We start from the raw sequence: 21,928 nt of genomic DNA on the forward strand, positions 1-21,928 counted from the left end.
CTGTCACTGCTCCTGGAGGTGCTGCCGGGTCGGGGGGAAGTCTGCGGTATCGGTGGTGTGTACGGCGAGCGTGCGGTCCGGATTCAGCCGTACGACGATGTGCCGGCGCCAGTTCGCGTCGTCGCGGTCGGCGTGGTCCTCGCGCCAGTGGCAGCCGCGCGTCTCCTCGCGCTGCCGGGCCGCGGTGACCAGGACCCGCGCCACGCACAGGAGGTTCGTGGCCTCCCAGGTGTCGACGCCGGGCTCGGCCGTCTTGCCGTTCTCGTCGAGGGCGTCGCGGGCCTCGGAGTGCAGCCGCACCAGCTGGTCGGCCGCCTTCTCCAGCGATGCGGCGGAGCGCAGGACGCCCGCGCCGTCGGTCATGATCCGCTGGATGGCGAACCGGGCCTCCGGGGCGAGGAGCGGGTGCGCCGGCTTCTCCGGGCGCTCGACCGGCGCCGGCACCCGCGCGTGCAGGCCGTCGTCCGTCAGGCTCTCCACGATGTCGGTGACGATGCGCTCGGCGTAGACGAGGCCTTCCAGGAGCGAGTTCGACGCGAGCCGGTTCGCGCCGTGCACACCGGTGCAGGCGACCTCGCCGCACGCGTACAGCCCCGGCACGGTCGTCCGGCCGCGCGAGTCGGTACGCACGCCTCCTGAGGCGTAGTGGGCCGCCGGGGCGACCGGGACGGGCTCGGTGACCGGGTCGATGCCGTGGACACGGCAGGCGGCCAGGATCGTCGGGAAGCGGTGCTCCCACATGTCGGCGCCGAAGTGGCGGGCGTCGAGGAACATGTGCTCGGCGTCCTGCTCCTGCATGCGGCGCATGATGCCCTTGGCGACGATGTCCCGCGGCGCCAGTTCGGCCAGCTCGTGCTGCCCCACCATGAAGCGCACGCCGTTCGCGTCGACCAGGTGGGCGCCCTCGCCGCGCACGGCCTCGGAGACGAGCGGTTGCTGGCCTTCGGCGTCCGCGCCCAGGAACAGCACGGTCGGGTGGAACTGGACGAACTCCAGGTCGGAGACCTCCGCGCCCGCGCGCAGGGCGAGCGCCACCCCGTCGCCGGTGGACACCGACGGGTTGGTGGTGGCGGAGAACACCTGGCCCATGCCGCCGGTCGCGAGGACGACCGCGGGCGCGTGCACCGCGCCCACGCCGTCGTGCTGGCCCTCGCCCATGACGTGCAGGGTGACGCCGGCGGTGCGGCCGTCGGCGTCCGTCAGCAGGTCCAGCACGAGCGCGTTCTCGATGGTGCGCAGGCCACGCGCGCGTACCGCCTCTACGAGCGCCCGGGAGATCTCCGCGCCGGTCGCGTCGCCGCCCGCGTGCGCGATACGGCGTCGGTGATGGCCGCCCTCGCGGGTGAGCTCCAGGCCGCCTTCCTCCGACTCGTCGAAGTGGGCGCCGGTCTCGATCAGCCGGTGCACGGCGTCGGGACCCTCGGTGACCAGGATCCGCACCGCGTCCTCGTCGCACAGGCCCACGCCGGCCACCAGCGTGTCGTCCAGGTGCTGTTCGGGGGTGTCGCCCTCGCCCAGGGCCGCGGCTATGCCGCCCTGCGCCCAGCGGGTGGAGCCGTCGTCGAGCCGGGCCTTGGTGACGACGACCGTCGTCAGGCCGGCGGCCTCGCAGCGCAGGGCCGCGGTCAGGCCGGCGACGCCGGAGCCCACGACCACCACGTCCGCGGCGATGCTCCACCCGGGCTCGGGCGCGTGCAGTCGTATGCCTGTGCTGGTCACGAGGCGGCTCCGAAGGTGAGGGGGAGGTTGTCGATCAGCCGGGTCGTCCCGACCCTGGCGGCGACGGCGAGGACGGCCTCGCCGGTGAAGTCGTCCTCGAGGTCGGTGATCTCCGTGAAGTCCGACGGGTCGACCAGCGCGAGGTAGTCCAGTTCCAGCGGCGGGTCCAGCCGGGCGGCCTCGTCGAGGACCAGGCGGGCCGCCGCGCGGACGGCCGCCGGGTTGCCGGGGGCGGCCTTGGCGACGGCGTGCGCGTCGGCCGCCGCGCGGGACTCCCCTATGGCGCTGAGCGCCTCGGCCCGCGCGCGTGTGGCGGGCACCTGACGCGCGCGTGCCCGCAGCGCCTCCTGCGCGGCGTGCCGGTCGCGGCCCGCGAACAGGGCCTGGGAGAGCGCCAGTGCGGTGCGCCGGCCCGCGGCGGACAGATAGCGGTTGCGGCTGGACAGCGCCAGCCCGTCCTCCTCGCGCACGGTGGGGACGCCGACGATGTCCACGCCGAAGTTCAGGTCCCGTGTCATGCGGCGGATCAGGGCGAGCTGCTGGGCGTCCTTCTGTCCGAAGAGGGCGATGTCGGGCCGGGTGAGGTGCAGCAGCTTGGCGACGACGGTGAGCACGCCGTCGAAGTGTCCGGGGCGGGAGCTGCCCTCGAGTCGCTCGCCCATGGGGCCCGCGGTGATGCGGACCTGGGGCTCGCCCCCCGGGTACACCTCGTCCACGGACGGGGCGAACACGACGTCCGCGCCGGCCTGCTCGGCGAGCTTGAGATCGGCGTCCAGGGTGCGCGGGTAGCGGTCGAGGTCCTCGCCCTGGCCGAACTGGAGCGGGTTGACGAAGACCGTGACGACGACCTCGCCGTCCGGGCCGGCGAGTTCCCGGGCGGTGCGGACGAGGGTGGCGTGGCCTTCGTGCAGGGCGCCCATGGTCATCACGACGGCCCGGCGGCCGCCACGCGCGCGTGCGTGCAGTTCGGCGGCGGTGCGCAGCAGGGTGGTGGTCATCCGGCATCTCCCTCGGTGCCATGCGTGCCGGGGGCGCCGGGGTTTCCGGGGGTGCCGTGGGCTTCGTCGGCGAGCACCCCGAGGAGGTCCTCGGCGAGTTCGGGCTTGAGGAGCCCGTGGGCGAGGGCGCGGTCGGCGGTCACGCGGGCCATCGCCAGGTAGCCGGCCACGGTCTGCGGGGCGTGCTCGCGCAGCTCGGCGACGTGTGCGGCGACCGTGCCCGCGTCTCCGCGCGCGACGGGGCCGGTGAGCGCGCCGTCGCCGGAGCGCAGCGCGTTGTCGAGGGCGGCGCCGAGCAGCGGGCCGAGCATCCGGTCGGGGGCCTCGACGCCGACCTCCCGCAGCAGCTCCATCGACTGGGCGACCAGCGTGACCAGGTAGTTCGCGCCCAGGGCGAGGGCCGCGTGGTAGAGCGGCCGGCTCTCCTCGGCGATCCACTCCGGCTCGCCGCCCATCTCGATCACCAGGGCCTCGGCGGCCAGCCTCAGCTCGTCGGGCGCGGTGACGCCGAAGGAACAGCCCGCCAGGCGCTGGACGTCGACGGGGCTGCCCGTGAAGGTCATCGCCGGGTGCAGGGCCAGCGGCAGCCCGCCCGCGCGCAGGACCGGGTCGAGGACCTTCGCGCCGTATCGCCCCGAGGTGTGCACGATCAGCTGGCCGGGCCGTACGGCGCCGGTCTCGGCGAGGCCCTCCACGAGCCCGGGCAGGGCGTCGTCGGGGACGGTCAGCAGCACCAGGTCGGCGCGCTGGAGGACCTCGGCGGGCGGGACGAGGGGCACGTCGGGAAGCAGCAGCGCGGCCCGCCGCCTGGAGGCGTCGGAGACACCGGAGACGGCGACCGGGCGGTGCCCGGCGAGCTGAAGGGACGCGGCCAGGGCGGGGCCCACCCGGCCGGCGCCGACGACGCCGACGGCGAGCCGCGCGGGGCGGTCCCTGGGGTCTGGTTGTTGGGCTGTACTCACGCGACCGAGGCCTTCCGTTCCAGTCCGCTCCGGGTACCGGACGATTTCTCGTCATGTTAACGCTATCGGTCCGGGGAGCGTCCGGTTGTCCACAGGCTGTGGGTTATCCCACCCGTTCCCGACCTGCCGCCCCGGGGGCGGACGGGGGCCGGAAACGCCCGTGGCCCAGCGAGCCGCCGCACGGCATCATCCGGGGCATGACGAACACGGCGGAACACGGCGAGGAGAAGTCGGCGCGGCAGCGCCTTCGGGAGCGGCGGGCGGCCGCCTACCGCGCGGCGGAACGCGTCCTGTCGCGCGACGGCGCCCGGGGCACCCTGCGGGACCGGCTCGCGCTGCTGCACGAGGCCGCGCCGCAGGTCCACGACCTGGACGAACCCGCGGACCTCTACGGCGACGGAGTCGTGACGGCGCTGGAGGAGCGGGTCGCCGGGCTGCTGGGCACGGAGGCCGCGGCGTTCTTCCCGACCGGCACGATGGCCCAGCAGGTCGCCCTGCGCTGCTGGGCGGGACGCACCGGCAACCCCACGGTCGCGCTGCACGCGCTGAGTCATCCCGAGGTGTGGGAGCGGGGCGCGTTCACCGCCGTCAGCGAACTGCGCACGGTCCGGCTGACGCGTGAGCCGCGGCTGCCCACGGCCGAGGAGGTGCGCGCCTTCGAGGAGCCCTTCGGGGCGTTGATGCTGGAGCTGCCTCTCAGGGACGCCGGTTATGTGCTGCCCTCCTGGGAGGAGCTGACCGAGGTCGTGGAGGCGGCACGCGAGCGCGACGCGGTGGTGCACTTCGACGGCGCGCGCCTGTGGGAGACGACCCACCACTTCGGCCGCCCCCTGCGCGAGATAGCGGACCTCGCCGACAGCGTCTACGTGTCGTTCTACAAGTCCCTCGACGGCTTCGGGGGCGCCGCGCTCGCCGGCCCGAAGACGCTGGTGGAGGAGGCGAAGACGTGGCGGCACCGCTACGGCGGGATGGTCTTCCAGCAGTTCCCCACCGCCCTGGCGGCACTCGTCGGCCTGGAGCGGGAACTGCCCCGGCTGCCGGAGTACGTGGCCCACGCGCGCGTGGTGGCCGCCGCGCTGCGCGAGGGGTTCGCCGAGGCGGGCGTGCCATGGGCGCGCGTGCACCCCGAGGTGCCGCACACGCACGAGTTCCAGGTCTGGCTGCCGTACGAGGGCGACGTGCTCGCCGAAGCGGCGGCGCTCCAGGCGGAGCGGACGAAGGCGATGCTCTTCGCCGGCGCCTGGAGCCGCGGCGGTCCGGGACTGTCGTACACCGAGGTCACCGTCAGCGCCGCCGGACTGACGTGGACGGCGGACGACGTGCGGGCGGCGGCCGTGGACTTCGTGGGCCGGGTGGGCGAGGTGGCCGGCAGGTAGGGCCCACGGCGAACCGACGAACCGGCGAATCAGGGAGGCCCGCCCGCCCCGGGTCGCGTCGATTGACGGCGGCCGTCAATCGTGGACCTCGTTGTCAGTGGCGAGGTGCACCATGAGGTCATGAGCCTGAGCATCGACATCGCGGGGCTGCGGCCGGAGAGGGTCGCGGTCGTGCCCTCACCCCTGGCCGAGCTCGGCATGGCGCTGCACGCGCTGTCCGAGCCGGGACACCATCCCGGTCTTCAGGGCTGGGTCACCGGCGTGACCGCGGGGCTCGACTCGCATCTGGCGGACCGGATGTGCGAGGCCGACTTCCTGTGGCGGACGACGTTCTCGGACATCTTCCTGCCGTACGCGGGCATCCCGGGCGGAAGCACGCTCCCCGGGGCCTCGCTCGCCGAGGAGCTCGACCTCCTGGACAAGCTGACGGACGAGCAGTTCGTGGACTCCGCCCTGGAGTTCACCTGCGCACCCGGGTACGACGTGCCGAGCCCCAGCGTGCTCGCCGACCCCGAGCTGCGTCGGCGCGCCTGCGAGCTGGCCGCCACGCGCGGGCCGCGGCAGGTGCGGTTCACTCAGCGACTGCTCGACGACCCACCACGCGTGCGTGCCTGGATCAGGCAGTTCCTGGAGGACTGCGACGAGGCGTTCTTCGCCGATGTCTGGGCCCGGGTGCGCCTCCCGCTCGCCACGGACGCCCGCTACAAGACGGATCTCCTGCGGCACAAGGGCCTGGCGGAAGCCCTCGCCTCGGTGTCCTCGGCGGTGACGCTCGACATGGAGGCCGCGCGGATCACCGTGGACAAGCTGACCCAGGGCCGCAGCGCCACCGGGGACGGCGGCCTGCTGCTGGTGCCGACGAGTCTCGGCTGGCCGCACCTGATGGTGCTGCACCGGTACGGCTGGCAGCCGGTGCTGCACTACCCGGTCGGCTCGCCGGAGCTGGCCTCGCCACCCTCGGTGGAGCAGCTGACACTGCGGATGACGGCGCTGTCCCACCCCGTCCGGATGCGGATCTGCCGCCTGCTGGCCCGCAGCGCCTACTCCACGACCGAGCTGGCCCAGGTGCACGGCATGACGCCCCCCGAGATATCCCGGCACCTCGCCGTCCTGAAGAAGGCGGGCCTGCTCACCACCCGTCGGCGTGGCCGCTATGTACTGCACCAGCTCGACGTGACGGTGGTGGCCCGGCTGGGCAGCGACTTCCTGGAAGGGATGCTCCGCTAGCCCTCGGCGCCCCACGGGAGCCGCGTGCGTCCGCGCGGGTCAGCCGTGGCCGCCGGCCCGGACGATCCCCGTCTCGTACGCGAGGACCACCACCTGGACCCGGTCGCGCAGCCCCAGCTTGGTCAGGATGCGGCCCACGTGGGTCTTCACGGTCGCCTCGGACAGCACCAGGCGGGCCGCGATCTCCCCGTTGGACAGCCCCTGCGCGACCAGCACCATGACCTCGCGCTCCCGCTCCGTGAGCCGCTCCAGCTCCTTGTGGCGGGGCTCCTTGCCGGTGGTGGGCAGCATCGGCGCGAACCGGTCGAGGAGACGGCGGGTGGTGGACGGGGCGACCACCGCGTCACCGCTGTGCACGGATCGGATGGCGGCGAGGAGCTCGCCCGGCGGCACGTCCTTGAGCATGAACCCGGAGGCGCCCGCCTTCAGCCCGGAGAACGCGTACTCGTCCAGGTCGAAGGTGGTCAGGATCAGCACCTTCGGCGGTTCGGGATCGGCGCAGATGCGCCGGGTGGCCTCCACGCCGTCCAGCTTCGGCATGCGGACGTCCATGAGCACGACGTCGACCGCCGTGGAACGCACCACCTGGAGGGCCTCGACACCGTCGCCCGCCTCCGCCACGACCTCCATGTCCGGCTGGGCGGCGAGCACCATCCGGAACCCGGTGCGCAGCAGCACCTGGTCGTCGACGAGCATCACGCGGATCGTCATCGAGTCCTCTTCCGTTTCTTCTGTTTCTTCTGTTTCGTCAGCTGATGCGGATGGCACCGAGGGGGCGTGACAGGTGTCACCAGGGGCGTGCGTCGGCGTCAATGCGCGGGTTTGAGCGGGAGCAGGGCGCTGATGCGGAATCCTCCGCCGGGCCGCGGGCCGGCGTCCAGGGTGCCGCCCACCATGCCCACCCGCTCGCGCATGCCGATCAGGCCGTGACCCGCGCCGTCGGCGCCGCCCTCCTCGTACAGCTCGTGCGGGGCGCCCTTGCCGTCGTCCTCGACGAGCAGGCCGAGGCCGTCGTCGAAGTAGACCAGGCGCACGCTCGCGCCCGTGTTGGGCCCCCCGTGCTTGCGCGTGTTCGTCAGCGCCTCCTGCACGATGCGGTACGCCGTCAGCTCCACGCCGCTCGGCAGCGGCCGCGCCGTGCCCTCGACCTTGAAGTCCACGGGCAGGCCCGAGCCGCGGCACTGCTCGACGAGGTCCTCGATCTGCTCGACGTCCGGCTGCGGCACGTACTCGCCGCCCTCCTGGTGCTCGCCGGTGCGCAGCACGCCGAGCAGGCGGCGCATCTCGGCGAGGGCCTGGCGGCCCGTGGAGGAGATCGTCTCCAGGGCCTTCTTCGCCTGGTCGGGCGCGGCGTCGAGGACATAGGCGGCGCCGTCGGCCTGCACCACCATCACCGACACGTTGTGCGCGACGACGTCGTGCAGCTCCCGCGCGATACGGGCGCGCTCTGCGGCGACCGCGACCTTCGCCTGCGCCTCGCGCTCCTTCTCCAGACGGGCCGCGCGCTCCTCCAGCTGCGCGAAGTACGCGCGCCGGGTGCGAATGGAGTCGCCCAGCACCCAGGCGAGGGCGAACGGCACCGTCTGGAAGACGATGACCGCGACCTGGCCCGGCACGCTCGCGTTCTCGTGCGGCCAGCGCAACTGCGCCAGGGTCGCCGCGCTCAACGCCATGACCAGTGCGAGCCGGGAGGCCCAGCGGGCACCCGTCGCGGCGACCGTGTAGACGATCACCAGCAGGGCGAAGTCGGCCGCCGTGACCCCGACGTCCAGCACCAGCTGAGCCAGTCCGAGTACGGCGGCGAGCACGAGCATCTGCTCGGGCAGGCGCCGACGCAACGCGATGACCAGGCACAACAGGAACACGACCGGCACCAGGAGCGCCATGGAGTCGGTGCCGCCGCGGTCCTGACCGGCGGTTCCGGCAGCCGCGGAGATCCCGAACAGGACGAGGGCCCAGAAGCCGTCCACCCCTGTCGGGTGTCTGCGGAGGAAGTCATAGAGGCGCTGCACGTGACCCAGCGTAGGGAAGCCGGATGCGTGCAGGGGTCAACCGGAGGGTCGATCCGGTCCGGGCGCGCGTACTCCGCAAGGTGGATGCCGTGATCACCTGTACGCCTAGTCTGGCCGGGTGGTGGACGAGGAGACGGGCTCGGGCGAATGGCGCGGCTGGCGGGCGGCGACGCAGGCGGCGCTGTACGGCTCGGACGGAACGGGCGGCTTCTACCGGCGCTCCGAGGGCCCGGCCGGGCACTTCCGTACGTCCGTGCACGCGTCGCCGCTGTACGCCGAGGCCGTGGCCCGGCTGTTGTGCCGGGTCGACGAGGCTCTCGGCCGGCCCTCGTCGCTCGACTTCGTCGACATGGCCGCCGGGCGGGGCGAACTGGTCACCGCGGTGCTGGCGGCCCTCCCCGCCGATGTGGCGGCACGCACGCGCGCGTGCGCCGTCGAGGTCGCCGACCGGCCGGTGGGCCTCGCTCACCGGATCGAGTGGCTGTCCGAGCCCCCACGGCAGGTCACCGGGCTGCTCTTCGCCAACGAGTGGCTCGACAACGTGCCCGTCGAGGTCGCGGAGGTCGACTCCGCGGGCGTGGCCCGACTGGTGCTCGTCCGGGACACCGGGGCCGAGCGGCTCGGGGAGCGGGTGTCCGGCGCGGAGGCGGAGTGGCTCGCGCGCTGGTGGCCCACGGCGGCCGAGGAAGGCCTACGGGCGGAGATCGGGCTGCCCCGGGACACGGCGTGGGCGTCCGCCGTCTCCTGCGTCGAAGGCGGGCTCGCGGTGGCGGTGGACTACGCGCACACGGCGGACGCGCGCCCCCCGTTCGGGACGCTCACCGGCTTCCGGGAGGGACGCGAGACGGCGCCCGTGCCGGACGGTTCCTGCGACATCACGGCCCACGTCGCACTGGACGCGTGCGCGGAGGCGGGGGCGACGGCGATTGCGGCAGTGGCAGCGGCAGTGCCTGCGACAGCGGAGGAGGACGCGGCGCGGGCACTCGCCGGCGCGCGCCTGCTCACCCAACGCGCCGCACTGCGCGCCCTCGGCATCACCGGCGCACGCCCCCCGCTGGCACTGGCGTCCACGGATCCCTCCGCGTACGTGCGCGCCCTCGCGAGCGCCGGAGAGGCCGCCGAGCTCATCGCGCCGGGCGGCCTGGGCGACTTCGGATGGCTGCTCCAGCCGGTCGGAATTCCCGACCCACTCGACCCGGAACCCGAAACCGGCTGACCGCCCGCGGTCTGCCCGTCCCCGGTCTACTCGTCCACGGTTCTGCCCGTCCGCGGTTCTGCCCGTCCGCGGTTCTGCCCGTCCGCGGTTCTGCCCGTCCGCCGCGGGGCCTACTTGTCGATGTCCCCCACCACGAAGAACATCGACCCCAGGATCGCCACCATGTCCGAGACCAGCGTGCCCGGCAGCAGTTCGGTGAGCGCCTGGATGTTGTTGTACGAGGCCGAGCGGAGCTTCAGCCGGTACGGGGTCTTCTCGCCCTTGCTGACGAGGTAGTAGCCGTTGATGCCGAGGGGGTTCTCGGTCCACGCGTACGTGTGCCCCTCGGGCGCCTTGAGGACCTTCGGGAGCCGCTGGTTGATCGGACCGGGCGGCAGCTCCGCGAGACGGTCCAGGCAGGCGTCCGCGAGGTCGAGCGCGTTGTGCGTCTGCTCCAGGAGGCACTCGAAGCGCGCGAGGCAGTCGCCCTCGGTCCGGGTCACCACCTTCAGCGTGTCCTGGAGCTCCCCGTACGCGAGATACGGCTCGTCCCGGCGCAGGTCGAAGTCGACGCCCGAGGCGCGCGCGATCGGCCCGCTCACGCCGTACGCGTGCACGTGTTCCGGCGCGAGCGTTCCCACGTCCCGCGTGCGCCCGCGGAAGATCTCGTTGCCGAGCACCAGGTCGTCGAAGACGTCCATGCGCGAGCGCACGGCGGCGACGGCGCCACGCGCGCGTGCGGCCCATCCGGCCGGCAGGTCCTCCTTGAGGCCGCCGACGCGGTTGAACATGTAGTGCATGCGCCCGCCGGAGACCTCCTCCATCACGTTCTGAAGCACTTCGCGCTCACGGAAGGCGTAGAAGACCGGGGTGATGCCGCCCAGCTCCAGGGGGTACGACCCCAGGAACATCAGGTGGTTCAGCACCCGGTTCAGCTCGGCGAGCAGGGTGCGGGTCCACACCGCGCGCGGGGGGACCTCCATGCCGAGCATCCGCTCCACCGCGAGGACCACGCCCAGCTCGTTCGAGAACGCCGACAGCCAGTCGTGGCGGTTGGCCAGCATGACGATCTGGCGGTAGTCGCGTGCCTCGAACAGCTTCTCCGCGCCGCGGTGCATATAGCCGATCACCGGCTCCGCGTGCCGGATGCATTCGCCGTCCAGGACCAGCCGCAGCCGCAGCACACCGTGCGTGGAGGGATGCTGGGGACCGATGTTGAGCACCATGTCGGTGCTCTCCGCGGCACCGCCGATCCCGACCGTGGTCTCCGTCGTAGGAGTCATGGGGACAGTCTCCCCTACGTGTTCCCCTACGTACGCTGACGGTATGGAAACGGGGAGCCCGGGGGGCGCGGGGACGACGGCGGCCGGACCGGTGTGGATCGGACTGCCGCCGGGACTGCTGCGGATGCGGCTGCTGCTGCTGGTGGTGTGGCTGGGCCTGACGGCCGTCGGCGCCGGCCTGCTGCTCGGGCTGCTCGTGGGCCCCGCGTGGGCCGCGTTCGCGCTGCTGCCCCTGGCCGGCATCGGATGGGGCTGGGTGCTGCTCGGGCGCAACTGGCGCTCCTGGCGGTACGCCGAGCGGGCCGACGACCTGCTGATCAGCCGGGGCGTGCTGTGGCGCGAGGAGACCGTCGTGCCGTACGGGCGGATGCAGCTCGTCGAGGTCACCTCGGGGCCCGTCGAACGGCACTTCGGGCTGGCCAGCGTCCAGCTGCACACCGCGGCCGCCGCGACCGACGCGACCATCCCCGGCCTGGACCCGGCCGAGGCGGAACGGCTGCGCGACCGGCTCACCCAGCTCGGCGAGGCCCGATCGGCGGGGCTGTGACGACCCCTGGCGTCGAGGACGACGTACCCGACGTACCCCCCGCGGCGGACGCCCCGGGCACCGCGGACACCACGAACGCCACGGACGCCACGGACGCCATGGAGTCACCGGACCCGGCCGGGACCCACCCCGAACGGCCTGTCACCGAGCGCCGACTGCACCCGGTCACACCGTTCCGGCGGGCGTGGGCCCCAATCGCGGTCCTCGTCGGGTGGGCGGTGCACGACCCCAACCAGGCGCAGGAGCAGCTGACCCGGCTGACCACCACGACCCTGCTGATCGCACTCGCCGTCCTCGTCCCCGCAGCCTCCCTCTACGGCTTTCTGACCTGGTGGTTCACCCATTTCTCGGTCACCGACAGCGAACTGCGCATCCGGACCGGCCTGCTGTTCCGGCGCGCCGCGCACATCCGGCTGGAACGTATCCAGGCGATCGACGTCAGTCAGCCGCTGCTGGCGCGGATCGCGGGAGTCGCGAAGCTCCGGCTCGACGTGGTCGGCGCCGAGAAGAAGGACGAGCTGGCCTTCCTGGGCGAGGAGGAGGCCCGGTTGCTGCGGGCGGAGCTGCTCGCGCGGGCGGCGGGTTTCGCGCCGGAGACGGCGCACGAGGTGGGCGAGGCGCCCGCGCGCGAGCTGTTGCGCGTACCCGCGCGCGAACTCGCTGTCGCGCTGGCCCTGACGGGCGCGACCTGGGGCGCGCTGGCCGCCGCGCTCGTCGTGCCGCCGGTGCTGTGGCTGGCCACCCACAGCGTGTGGACGGTCCTCGCGACCGGCTTGCCGCTGCTCGGCGCGGCGGGCGCGAGCAGCGTGGGACGGTTCGTCGGCGAGTACGACTGGACGGTCGGCGAGTCGCCGGACGGACTGCGGATCGACCATGGGCTGCTGGACCGGACGCACGAGACGGTGCCGCCCGGACGGGTGCAGACCGTACGGATCGTCCAGCCGCTGCTGTGGCGACGGCGCGGGTGGGTCCGGGTCGAGCTCGACGTGGCCGGCTCGGCCAACTCCGTCCTGGTGCCGGTCGCACCGCGCGAAGCCGCGGAGGCGGTCGTCGCGCGCGTGCTGCCCGGGGTGAGCGTCCCGGACGGGAGCTCGCTGTCCCGGCCGCCACGGCGGGCCGGGCGGTGCGTGCCGCTGTGGTGGCGGGGCTACGGGATCGCCGTCACGGACGCGGTGTTCGCCACCCGGCACGGACTGCTGCGCCGCAGCCTGGCACTCGTCCCGCACGCCAAGGTGCAGAGCGTCCGGCTGACTCAAGGGCCCTGGCAGCGCCTCTGGCGGCTCGCCGACGTCCATGTGGACACGGGGGCCGACAAGACCGTCACAGCCCGGCTGCGGGACGCACAGGAGGCCGCGGAGCTGCTCCGCGGCCAGGCCGAGCGGTCCCGGACCGGGCGTCTCGACGCCCGGCCCGACCGGTGGATGGCGTAGGACACCCCAGGAGACGGGGCGTCAGGAGACGGCGTCAGGAGACGGCGCTGCGCAGTCCCTGGAGGTCGATGTGCTCCGTCTCGTCGTGGGCGGTCAGGTCGATCACCTGACCGACACCACGCGCCGCCTCGTCCAGCGGCTTGAACTCCGCCTCGGACTCGGCCTTGTGCAGGGCGAGTGCCTCCTGGCCGACGACATCGGCCAGGTCCTCGTTCTGCACCGCCTCCAGGGCGAGGGGCGTCGACGCGCTCTTCGTCCCGAAGAAGTCGAAGCCGCCCTCGGCCGTCGGACGCCGTACGGGCTGCGCGGCCGGTACGACGGCCACGGCGGTCGGCACGGCGAAGTGCCCGGAGGGACGGCGCTGTACGGCGCCGGCGGGACGGGGGACGAGCGCACCTGCCGCGGCGGCCGGGGCAGGGGCCGCGACGGGAGCGGGGTACACCCGCGGCGCGGGCCGCACGGTCGCCGTGCCGTTCACGCGCTCGCCGATCGCGGCAGCTTCTGAGGCCGCCGGTTCCGGAGCGTTCTCCTCGGCGTCGTCCACGTCGGTCGCGTCCGCGGCGGCATGAGTTCGGCCGTCCGGGGCCTCACTCGTCGGACTCCGGTCCTCCGGGCTCTTGTCCTCCGGGCTCTTGTCCTCCGGGACCGTGTCGGTCTCGGCAGCCGTGTGGGGGGCGGTCGCGCGCGTGTGCTCGTCGACCGCCTCGGGCTTCCCCTGCGCCTCGTCCTCCTGCGCGGCCTCCGCGTCGCCGCCGGCGGGTGTGGCGCCGACGTCAGCGGAAGTCGCCCGCGCGGTCTCCTCCTCGGCGTGGTCCTCGATCTTCGAGGCCTTGACGCCGTCGGTGTCGAACCGGGCCAGGGCCGCCTGGGCCCTCAGGAACAGCTTGGACCCCTCGGGAGAGAAGACCGCCGAAGCCTCCGGCTCCCCCTCGGCCCCCTCGGTCTCCGAGACCGGCTCGACGGCGTCGCCGGACCCGGCCGAGTCGGCCGAGTCGTCGGAGCCGGCCGAGTCCGCCGTGTCGTCGAACGCGGCCTCCTCCGCCGTCTCCTGGACTTCGGCCGCCGCCTCGACGGCGTCCGTACCTTCGATGTCGTCGATGTCGTCGATGCGGTCGATGCCGTCGGCGTCCTCGGCCTCCCGCGCGGCGGGCAGCGCGGGCGTGGGAGCCGCCTCTATCTCGAGCAGCCGGCGGCCCTCGAGGGCGCTGGCCCGCTCGGTCTCGGCCGTGGCGTAGCGGCGCAGCAGCGCGGCGTGCTCGTTGCGCAGGCCCGCCAGTTCGGTGCGCTTGGACCGCAGCCGCTGCTCCAGCTTGACGCGCAGCTCACGTGATTCGTCGAGGTCGCTCTCCAGCTCGGCGACCCGTTCCTCGTAGCGCCACTCGTCACTGACACGCGCGCGTTCCAGGTCGGCGACCTGTTTGCCGGCCTGCATGTCCCAGCGGCGCATCACGTACGCGCCGAGGATCGCCGTCGCCGCGGCGGCCGCGGCCAGACCACGGAGCGCCATCGGCTCCGTGAACACCCAGGGGCCGAGGGCGCAGACAAGGGAGACGCCTGCGATTGCCGAGGGAGGTAGCAGCCTGTGCAAAGGCGGGGAATGGCGGTGACGTCCACGTGGCATGGCCAGAAACTTACCGCGCGTAGGCGAATGTTGGCGCCCCGCCCCGCAAAAACACGGCCATACCGAAGTCTTCACAGGGCATCAGGAAACAACGCGGTCACGGAATTCGACAAGAAGCAAGATCATTTCCCGCCGGGGCGCCCGGATCGGCCCTCGTGAACCCTGGTCGGGCCTCCGATACCCCGGCCCACGGCACCCTTCGTCCCCGTCCTCGACGCCCACCCCTCGGCTGCCTCGCCCCGCCTCACCCCTGGAATCCGAAGCGCGCCGCCCGGCCCCGCCGTCGGGCGCGGCTCACCGGTCGCTCACCGGTCCGCTCACCGGTCCGCTCACCGGTCGTTCACCGGTCGCTCAACCGCCCGCTGATCCACTCGAGCGTCGGCGGGATCTCCCGCCGCCAGGTGTTGAAGTTGTGGCCGCCGCTTTCCAGGATGATCGACGAGATCCTCGTCGTGCCCGTGGCCTTCGCCAGCTCTATGAACTTCTGTGTGGCCCTGAAGTTGGATTCCCCGACCTTGCTGCTGGTGACGAGCAGCGAGGTGTCGGGAGCGGAACGATTCTTCAGAAACCAGTGCAGATCCGCCTCGTTGCGCAGGGACGCGTTCCCGTGGAAGAGGTCGCCGGTGGTCGGATCGGACGGCGCCTTGTAGTACGCCGACAGGCCCGCGCCGGCCGCGTAGACCTCCGGGTGGTGCATCGCCAGTTTCAGCGCGCAGTAGCCGCCCGTGGAGTCCCCGATGACGCCCCAGCTGCCGGGCTTCTTGCCCACCCTGTAGTGGGCCGTCACGGCGTCCGGCAGGTCCTTGGCGAAGAACGACTCGGTCTGCGGGCCGCCCGGGACGTCCACGCACTCGGTGTCGCGCGGCGGCGCCACGGTCGGCCGCAGCATCACCAGGATCATCGGTTGCATGCGCCCGTCCTTGGCGAGCTCCCGCGCGGTGCGCGGGTAGTGCAGTTTGTCCACGAGCGCCTCCGCCGTTCCGGGGTAGCCCGTGAGGACTACGGCCGCGGGGAAGGTACGCGTGCGGTACTGCGGGTCGAAGTACTCCGGCGGCAGGTAGACGTACGCCGGCGTGGCTATGTGTGTCGTACGTCCGTTGAGGGCGACCTTCTGGATCTGTCCGCCGTACTGCGGACGCCCGCTGACGCCGCCGTCCACGCGCCGGGTGTCGAGCACCCGCAGCGGCCCCGCCGGGGCGCCACCCGCCGCGTGGTCGACGACCACGCCCTGGTCGGTCTCCCTGCCGAACAGGTCCGCCCAGCTGGCGTAGAAGCCGAACGCCTGGTTGGCGGTCAGCCCCACCGACACGAACAGCGCCAACTGGGTGGCGAGCAGCAGCCCGACCCGCCCGCTGACGGCCCGCCAGCCGGTTCGGGCAAGGCGTGGCCACAGCCATACCGTGCCGACGAACAGCAGTAAGGCGAACAGCACTGACAGCAGCAGCATTTTGTCGCTCGTGAGCCCCATGCGGTGTTTTCCTGCCTGCTCTCCGTCCGGGATCGCGCCCGCTCCCCCCCGACTCCTTCGCGAGGGCTTGTCCCGGACTTTCCTTGGCCTTTTCAGTGGCTTTGAGGAGACGAGTGAACCTCTCTCCTCAAGACACCGTCCTAGAGGGCGCAATGTCGCCGGATGCCCGAATCGGGCCCGGGTCCAAGGTCTCTCGCGGAACTACGGGATGCGATGTCTGTCACTCAAGATGGGGAAATGTCGGGCGGGGTTCCGCACCGATCAAGCCGGGTGCGGCAGATAGTGCGAGGTCCGCGCCCCGAGTCCGTGCCCGCCCTCGTCGCCAGAGCCTGTGCCCTGGTGGGCCTGCTGGACGTGGCCGGCGGCGTCTTCCCGCGGTTCCGGCACAGCCGTATGCACACCTTCGCCGAGGTCCTGCCCGGCTCGTTCGGGCCGTTCGCGGCCGCGCTGTCCCTCAGCGCGGGCGTCCTGCTGTTGCTGCTCGCCCACGGCCTCAGGCGGGGCAAGCGGCGGGCGTGGCGCGCGGCGGTGGTGCTGCTCCCCGCGGGCGCGGTGGCCCAGTTCGTGTACCGGCACTCGGTCGTGGGCGCGCTCATCTCGGTCGCGCTGCTGGTGCCGCTGCTGCTGCACCGCGAGCAGTTCGCGGCGCTGCCCGACCCGCGCAGCCGCTGGCGCGCGCTCGCCAACTTCGTCCTCATGGGCGCCGGTTCCCTCGGTCTGGGGCTGGTCATCGTCAGCGTCCACCCCAACCGCCTGATCGGCGACCCGAGCCTGGCCGATCGCATTACGCACGTCCTGTACGGCCTCTTCGGCTTCGAGGGCCCGGTCGACTACCAGGGCAACACCTCCTGGACCGTCGCCTTCTCCCTCGGCGCCCTCGGCTGGATCACCGCGGTCACCACGATCTACCTCGCCTTCCGCCCCGAGCATCCGGCCGCCCGCCTCACGGAGGACGACGAGGTGCGCCTGCGCGCCCTGCTGGACAAGCACGGCCGCCGCGACTCCCTGGGGCACTTCGCGCTGCGCCGCGACAAGGCCGTGGTCTTCTCCCCCAGCGGCAAGGCGGCGGTGACCTATCGCGTCGTCTCCGGCGTCATGCTCGCCAGCGGCGACCCCATCGGCGACGTGGAGGCCTGGCCCGGCGCCATCGAACGCTTCATGGACGAGGCCAAGGCCCACTCCTGGACGCCCGCCGTCATGGGCTGCTCGGAGACGGGCGGCGAGGTCTGGACCCGGGAGACCGGCCTCGACGCGCTCGAGCTGGGTGACGAGGCGGTGGTGGACGTAGCGGATTTCTCCCTGGCCGGCCGCGCGATGCGCAACGTGCGCCAAATGGTCAAGCGCATCGAACGCGCCGGTTACGAGACCCGGGTACGGCGCGTACGTGACCTCGGTGAGGCCGAGCTGGAGCGCGTCCGGCGGGCCTCGGAGGACTGGCGCGGCACCGACACCGAGCGCGGCTTCTCGATGGCCCTGGGGCGCGTCGGCGATCCCTCCGACGGGGACTGCCTCATCGCCACCGCCCACAAGGCCGACGAGGTCCCCGGCGAGTACGGCGACCTGAAGGCGATCCTGCACTTCGTGCCCTGGGGCCCGGACGGCGCCTCCCTGGACCTGATGCGCCGCGACCGCTCGGCCGACCCGGGCATGAACGAGCTCCTGATCGTCGCCGCTCTCCAGGCCGCCCCAAAGTTCGGCATCGCGCGCGTGTCGCTGAACTTCGCCATGTTCCGCTCGGCGCTGGCCCGCGGCGAGAAGATCGGCGCGGGCCCGGTGCTGCGGGCCTGGCGCGGGCTGCTGGTGTTCCTCTCCCGCTGGTTCCAGATCGAGTCGCTGTACAAGTTCAACGCCAAGTTCCAGCCGCGCTGGGAGCCCCGCTTCGTCGTCTACCGGGCCTCCGGCGACCTCCCCCGCATCGGCTTCGCCGCCATGCAGGCCGAGGGCTTCGTCAACCTCGCCCTCCCGCTGCCGCGCTTCCTGCGCCGCCGCTCCGCAGTGGCACGCGTGTGTGCGCACACGGTGGCGGAGAGAGACGTACGGGCGGCGTAGCCACGGCGGTGCCGGGTGGCGGCCCCGCCCCCTCCCGGCACCGGGGCTTCCACCCGGGCCGCGCCGCGGCACGGCCCCCTCCGGGGCCTACGCTGAACGTATGAGCAAGCAGAGCGGACGCGGGCGCGTCGTCGGTCTTCCGGAATGGGACCGTTGCGCGGTCATGGGAGTCGTCAACGTGACCCCCGACTCCTTCTCCGACGGCGGCCGCTGGTTCGACACGACGGCCGCCGTCAAGCACGGCCTCCAGCTCGTCGCCGAGGGCGCGGACCTCGTGGACGTCGGCGGCGAGTCCACCCGCCCGGGCGCCAGCAGGGTCGACGAGACCGAGGAGCTCCGCCGGGTCATCCCCGTGGTCCGCGGCCTCGCCTCCGAGGGGGTCGTCGTCTCCGTCGACACGATGCGCGCCTCCGTCGCCGCACAGGCCCTCGCGGCCGGCGCCGCCCTCGTCAACGACGTCAGCGGCGGCCTCGCCGACCCGGCGATGATCCCGGCCGTCGCCGACACGGGCGCCCCCTTCGTCGTCATGCACTGGCGTGGCTTCCTCGAGGGCGGCAACGTCAGAGGCGTCTACACCGACGTCGTCACCGAGGTCATGGACGAACTCCACGCGCGCGTGGACGCCGTCCTGGCCGGTGGCATCTCCCCCGACCGCATCGTCGTCGACCCGGGGCTCGGCTTCTCCAAGGAGGCCGATCACGACCTGTCCCTGCTGGCCCACCTCGACCGGCTGCACGCCCTCGGTCACCCGCTGCTCGTCGCGGCCTCCCGCAAGCGGTTCCTCGGACGTGTCCTGGCGGGCCCCGAGGGCGCGCCGCCGCCCGCGCGCGAGCGTGACGCCGCCACCGCCGCCGTCTCCGCCCTCGCGGCGGAGGCCGGCGCCTGGGCGGTCCGCGTGCACGAGGTTCGTGCGACGGCCGACGCGGTACGGGTCGCCCGTGCCGTGGAGGGGGCGCGCGCGCCAGGCGCCGCGCCGGGCGCACACCACAGCGGACAGGGCCCGAGCGGCGCAGAGGGAGCCCTGTGAGCGCCCCCCATACCGACGTCGAACAGGTCGAGGCCGCCAACACCGCCTTCTACGAGGCGCTGGAACGAGGCGACTTCGACGGGGTGTCCGCGCTCTGGCTCACCCCGGCCGACCTGGGCGTGGACGAGACGTACCACGACCCGGCGGACGTCGGCGTGATCTCCTGCGTGCACCCCGGCTGGCCGGTGCTCACCGGCCGGGGCGAGGTGCTGCGGTCGTACGCGCTGATCATGGCGAACACCGACTACATCCAGTTCTTCCTCACCGACGTGCACGTCTCCGTCACCGGCGACACCGCGCTGGTGAACTGCACCGAGAACATCCTCAGCGGCGGCCCCGCGCCGGAGGACGGCGAGGAGCTCGGGCCGCTCGTCGGCCAGCTGGTGGTCGCCACGAACGTGTTCCGTCGCACGCCCGACGGATGGAAGCTGTGGTCGCACCACGCGTCCCCGGTGCTGACGGAGAACGACGAAGCCGACAGTCCCGAGGACACCGAGAGTGAGGAAGACCCCTCCTGAGCGGGTAGGCGGACCACAGGAAGGGGGCAGGAGGCCCTGAGACGACCCACAGGGACCAAGAAGTGGTTGGAATCACGAACCCGTGGGTAGGGGCGGCTACCAGCCTGTGAGCAGCCGGGTTCCCCAAGGGAAACACCCGGTGAAAAGTCCTGACTCCGGCCCGGGCCGCCGCGGCCGGAGCCCGGGTCTGTCAGTGCTCGCGGGTAGATTCGTTCGAGGCCGGGGTGCCGCCCGCACCCGGACGCACCGGCCGAAACCGACGACTGCACAGGAGTGATTCGCGTGGATCGTGTCGCGCTGCGCGGCCTCAAGGCCCGCGGGTACCACGGTGTGTTCCCCAAGGAACGCGAGGAGGGCCAGACCTTCATCGTGGACATCGTCCTGGGCCTGGACACCCGACCGGCCGCGGCCGACGACGACCTGGCGAAGACCGTCCACTACGGCATCGTGGCCGAGGAGGTCGTGGCCGTCGTCCAGGGCGAGCCCGTCGACCTCATCGAGACGCTCGCCGAGCGCATCGCCCAGGCCTGTCTGAAGCACGAAGGGGTCCAGGAGGTCGAGGTCTGCGTCCACAAACCGGACGCGCCGATCACGGTCCCCTTCGACGACGTGACCGTCACCATCACCCGGAGCCGAGTATGACCGCGTTCTTCACCGAGGGTCAGAGCGACCCGACCGTACAGCCGGTACCCGCCTCCGTCGTCGAGAAGGTCGACGCCGCCGACACCACCCTGCACAACCCCCAGCGGGCCGTGATCGCCCTCGGCTCCAACCTCGGCAACCGCCTGGAGACCCTCCAGGGCGCCATCGACGCCCTCGAGGACACCCCCGGCGTACGCATCAAGGCCGTCTCCCCGGTGTACGAGACGGAGCCGTGGGGCGTCGAGCCCGGCAGCCAGCCCTCGTACTTCAACGCGGTGGTCGTGCTGAAGACGACCCTCCCGCCGTCCTCCCTGCTGGAGCGGGCGCACGCGGTCGAGGAGGCCTTCCACCGCGTGCGGGACGAACGCTGGGGCGCACGCACCCTCGACGTCGACATCGTCGCGTACGCCGACGTCGTCGACGACGACCCGGACCTCACGCTCCCTCACCCGCGCGCCCACGAACGCGCCTTCGTGCTGGCTCCCTGGCACGACGTGGAGCCCGAGGCCCAGCTGCCCGGCCGCGGCCCGGTCGCCGGCCTTCTCGACACCGTGACCCGCGAGGGCGTCGCGGCACGCAAGGACCTGGAACTCCACCTGCCCGAGTAGTCGTTAAGGTCGACAGGACCACTGCCCGCGGGATGTCCATGCCCGCGGGCTCGGGGGAGTTGAAGGGACACCGTGAGAGAGCTGCGCATCAGGGTGCTGGCCGGCGTGTTCGGCGTGGCCGCGATCCTGTCCTGGGCCGGAGCCCGTCTGTGGAACTCGATCGGGACCCTCCCCAGCGTCCCGCTGGCGGCGCCCATCGTCCTCGCCCTGATCGCCGTGGTGCTCACGGCCACCGCGCTGTCGCTGCGCGCCCGCCTCAAGGCCCAGCGTGAGCGCCGCCCGGAGGCCAAGGGCGTCGATCCCCTGATGGCGGCCCGCGCGGTCGTGTTCGGCCAGTCCAGCGCCCTGGTGGCCGCCCTCGTCTCCGGCATGTACGGCGGGACGGGCGTCTTCCTGCTGGAGTCCCTCGACATCCCCGCCCGCCGCGACCAGGCCATCTACGCCGGTTTCTCCGTCCTGGCGGGCATCGCGGTCATAGCGGCGGCCATGTTCCTGGAGCGCGTCTGCAAGCTGCCCGAGGACGACGATCACGACAAGGGGGCGGCGTCGCCGGCGTGACGTCTCCCGGTGAGCGCAGGCAAGCGCAGGCCCCCGTCAGCGCGCCATGATGAGGCTCATCGCCTCGTTGCGCGTCGCCGCGTCCCGCAACTGTCCCCGCACCGCCGAGGTGATGGTCTTGGCGCCGGGCTTGCGGATGCCCCGCATGGACATGCACATGTGCTCGCACTCGATGACGACGATGACCCCGCGCGGCTCCAGGATCTCCATCAGGGAGTCGGCGATCTGCGTGGTGAGACGTTCCTGCACCTGGGGGCGGCGCGCGTAGACGTCCACGAGGCGGGCCAGCTTGGACAGGCCGGTGATCTTCCCGGAGGTGGACGGGATGTAGCCCACATGGGCGACGCCCCGGAACGGCACCAGATGGTGTTCACAGGTGCTGAACACCTCGATGTCCTTCACGAGCACCATCTCGTCGTGCCCCAGGTCGAAGGTCGTCGTCAGCACGTCCTCGGGCTGCTGCCACAACCCCGCGAATATCTCCTTGTACGCCCGCGCCACCCGCGCCGGCGTCTCCCGGAGGCCCTCACGGTCCGGGTCCTCGCCTACCGCGATCAGCAGCTCGCGTACGGCGTTCTCGGCGCGCTTCTCGTCGAACTCGCCGATGGCGCCCTCGCCGTCCAGCGTCACGGGGTCGGTCATGTGGTGCCTCGTTCCTGTGCGGGTCGCGCGTGTGGGTCACGCGCCT

General features: G+C 72.7%; 20 protein-coding genes. 11 read left to right on the forward strand and 9 right to left on the reverse strand.

Going from position 1 to position 21,928, the window contains the following annotated elements; genetic code table 11:
- Nucleotides 1–3 precede the first annotated feature (3 nt).
- Genes ACIRPU_RS12000 through ACIRPU_RS12010 form a run of 3 tightly spaced genes read right to left on the reverse strand, consistent with a single transcriptional unit; the run spans nucleotide 4 to nucleotide 3,679 of the window.
- Nucleotides 4–1,719: an L-aspartate oxidase gene (locus ACIRPU_RS12000; RefSeq protein ID WP_403865203.1), complete on the reverse strand. Its 1,716-nt coding sequence runs from the start codon at nucleotides 1,717–1,719 to the stop codon at nucleotides 4–6.
- The gene (panC, locus tag ACIRPU_RS12005; RefSeq protein WP_403865206.1) at nucleotides 1,716–2,717 is read right to left on the reverse strand and encodes a pantoate--beta-alanine ligase; all 1,002 of its coding nucleotides are present in this window, start codon (nucleotides 2,715–2,717) and stop codon (nucleotides 1,716–1,718) included. The genes ACIRPU_RS12000 and panC overlap by 4 nt, the downstream gene beginning before the upstream one ends.
- On the reverse strand, nucleotides 2,714–3,679 hold the full coding sequence (locus tag ACIRPU_RS12010) for a Rossmann-like and DUF2520 domain-containing protein (RefSeq protein WP_403865208.1): 966 nt from the start codon (nucleotides 3,677–3,679) through the stop codon (nucleotides 2,714–2,716). The genes panC and ACIRPU_RS12010 overlap by 4 nt, the downstream gene beginning before the upstream one ends.
- Nucleotides 3,680–3,876: 197 nt before the next feature.
- Between ACIRPU_RS12010 and ACIRPU_RS12015 the strand changes: the two genes are divergently transcribed.
- Both ACIRPU_RS12015 and ACIRPU_RS12020 read left to right on the forward strand, forming a co-directional pair.
- On the forward strand, nucleotides 3,877–5,055 hold the full coding sequence (locus tag ACIRPU_RS12015) for a threonine aldolase family protein (protein WP_403865211.1): 1,179 nt from the start codon (nucleotides 3,877–3,879) through the stop codon (nucleotides 5,053–5,055).
- Between the two features lie 120 nt (nucleotides 5,056–5,175).
- A complete protein-coding gene (locus tag ACIRPU_RS12020) occupies nucleotides 5,176–6,282 on the forward strand; it encodes a DUF5937 family protein (RefSeq protein WP_403865214.1) in 1,107 nt (368 codons plus the stop codon).
- Nucleotides 6,283–6,321: 39 nt separating this feature from the next.
- Here the strand turns inward: ACIRPU_RS12020 and ACIRPU_RS12025 are convergent, their stop codons facing one another.
- Complete coding sequence (locus ACIRPU_RS12025; protein ID WP_355708919.1) at nucleotides 6,322–6,993, reverse strand: response regulator transcription factor; 672 nt, start codon at nucleotides 6,991–6,993, stop codon at nucleotides 6,322–6,324.
- A gap of 98 nt (nucleotides 6,994–7,091) precedes the next feature.
- Complete coding sequence (locus ACIRPU_RS12030) at nucleotides 7,092–8,294, reverse strand: sensor histidine kinase (RefSeq protein ID WP_355708921.1); 1,203 nt, start codon at nucleotides 8,292–8,294, stop codon at nucleotides 7,092–7,094.
- A 118-nt stretch (nucleotides 8,295–8,412) separates the two neighbouring features.
- Here ACIRPU_RS12030 and ACIRPU_RS12035 point away from each other — a divergent pair, with 118 nt between their 5' ends.
- Nucleotides 8,413–9,510, forward strand: coding sequence for an SAM-dependent methyltransferase (locus ACIRPU_RS12035; protein WP_403865219.1), 1,098 nt, complete (start codon nucleotides 8,413–8,415; stop codon nucleotides 9,508–9,510).
- Between the two features lie 110 nt (nucleotides 9,511–9,620).
- On the opposite strand, the gene ACIRPU_RS12040 is transcribed toward ACIRPU_RS12035, so the two are convergent.
- Nucleotides 9,621–10,772, reverse strand: a complete 1,152-nt coding sequence (locus ACIRPU_RS12040) for an NADH-quinone oxidoreductase subunit D (protein WP_355708923.1) — start codon at nucleotides 10,770–10,772, stop codon at nucleotides 9,621–9,623.
- A gap of 43 nt (nucleotides 10,773–10,815) precedes the next feature.
- Between ACIRPU_RS12040 and ACIRPU_RS12045 the strand changes: the two genes are divergently transcribed.
- Both ACIRPU_RS12045 and ACIRPU_RS12050 read left to right on the forward strand, forming a co-directional pair.
- Nucleotides 10,816–11,319: a PH domain-containing protein gene (locus ACIRPU_RS12045; protein WP_403865223.1), complete on the forward strand. Its 504-nt coding sequence runs from the start codon at nucleotides 10,816–10,818 to the stop codon at nucleotides 11,317–11,319.
- A 98-nt stretch (nucleotides 11,320–11,417) separates the two neighbouring features.
- The gene (locus tag ACIRPU_RS12050; protein ID WP_403866225.1) at nucleotides 11,418–12,749 is read left to right on the forward strand and encodes a PH domain-containing protein; all 1,332 of its coding nucleotides are present in this window, start codon (nucleotides 11,418–11,420) and stop codon (nucleotides 12,747–12,749) included.
- Nucleotides 12,750–12,783: 34 nt separating this feature from the next.
- On the opposite strand, the gene ACIRPU_RS12055 is transcribed toward ACIRPU_RS12050, so the two are convergent.
- A complete protein-coding gene (locus ACIRPU_RS12055; protein WP_403865226.1) occupies nucleotides 12,784–14,370 on the reverse strand; it encodes a hypothetical protein in 1,587 nt (528 codons plus the stop codon).
- 340 nt (nucleotides 14,371–14,710) lie between these two features.
- Nucleotides 14,711–15,838, reverse strand: a complete 1,128-nt coding sequence (locus ACIRPU_RS12060) for an alpha/beta hydrolase (protein ID WP_403865229.1) — start codon at nucleotides 15,836–15,838, stop codon at nucleotides 14,711–14,713.
- Nucleotides 15,839–16,075: 237 nt separating this feature from the next.
- Here ACIRPU_RS12060 and ACIRPU_RS12065 point away from each other — a divergent pair, with 237 nt between their 5' ends.
- The 6 genes from ACIRPU_RS12065 to ACIRPU_RS12090 all read left to right on the forward strand — a co-directional run bounded on the left by ACIRPU_RS12065 (nucleotide 16,076) and on the right by ACIRPU_RS12090 (nucleotide 21,240).
- Nucleotides 16,076–17,887 carry a phosphatidylglycerol lysyltransferase domain-containing protein gene (locus ACIRPU_RS12065; RefSeq protein WP_403865232.1) on the forward strand — a complete coding sequence of 604 codons (1,812 nt, stop codon included), beginning with the start codon at nucleotides 16,076–16,078 and terminating at the stop codon, nucleotides 17,885–17,887.
- Nucleotides 17,888–17,987: 100 nt separating this feature from the next.
- A complete protein-coding gene (folP, locus tag ACIRPU_RS12070) occupies nucleotides 17,988–18,914 on the forward strand; it encodes a dihydropteroate synthase (RefSeq protein ID WP_403865235.1) in 927 nt (308 codons plus the stop codon).
- Nucleotides 18,911–19,432 (forward strand): nuclear transport factor 2 family protein, encoded by a 522-nt coding sequence (locus ACIRPU_RS12075; RefSeq protein ID WP_355708936.1) that lies wholly within the window; start codon nucleotides 18,911–18,913, stop codon nucleotides 19,430–19,432. The genes folP and ACIRPU_RS12075 overlap by 4 nt, the downstream gene beginning before the upstream one ends.
- 282 nt (nucleotides 19,433–19,714) lie before the next feature.
- Nucleotides 19,715–20,074: a dihydroneopterin aldolase gene (folB, locus tag ACIRPU_RS12080; RefSeq protein WP_355708938.1), complete on the forward strand. Its 360-nt coding sequence runs from the start codon at nucleotides 19,715–19,717 to the stop codon at nucleotides 20,072–20,074.
- The gene (folK, locus tag ACIRPU_RS12085; protein ID WP_355708940.1) at nucleotides 20,071–20,682 is read left to right on the forward strand and encodes a 2-amino-4-hydroxy-6-hydroxymethyldihydropteridine diphosphokinase; all 612 of its coding nucleotides are present in this window, start codon (nucleotides 20,071–20,073) and stop codon (nucleotides 20,680–20,682) included. The genes folB and folK overlap by 4 nt, the downstream gene beginning before the upstream one ends.
- A 72-nt stretch (nucleotides 20,683–20,754) precedes the next feature.
- Complete coding sequence (locus ACIRPU_RS12090; RefSeq protein ID WP_355708942.1) at nucleotides 20,755–21,240, forward strand: DUF3180 domain-containing protein; 486 nt, start codon at nucleotides 20,755–20,757, stop codon at nucleotides 21,238–21,240.
- Nucleotides 21,241–21,276: 36 nt separating this feature from the next.
- Here ACIRPU_RS12090 and folE read toward each other — a convergent pair whose 3' ends face one another.
- Complete coding sequence (gene folE, locus ACIRPU_RS12095; protein WP_020132503.1) at nucleotides 21,277–21,882, reverse strand: GTP cyclohydrolase I FolE; 606 nt, start codon at nucleotides 21,880–21,882, stop codon at nucleotides 21,277–21,279.
- Between the last annotated feature and the right edge of the window lie 46 nt (nucleotides 21,883–21,928).

It is taken from the genome of Streptomyces sp. NPDC102259 (assembly GCF_044766465.1).
GTDB lineage: Bacteria > Actinomycetota > Actinomycetes > Streptomycetales > Streptomycetaceae > Streptomyces.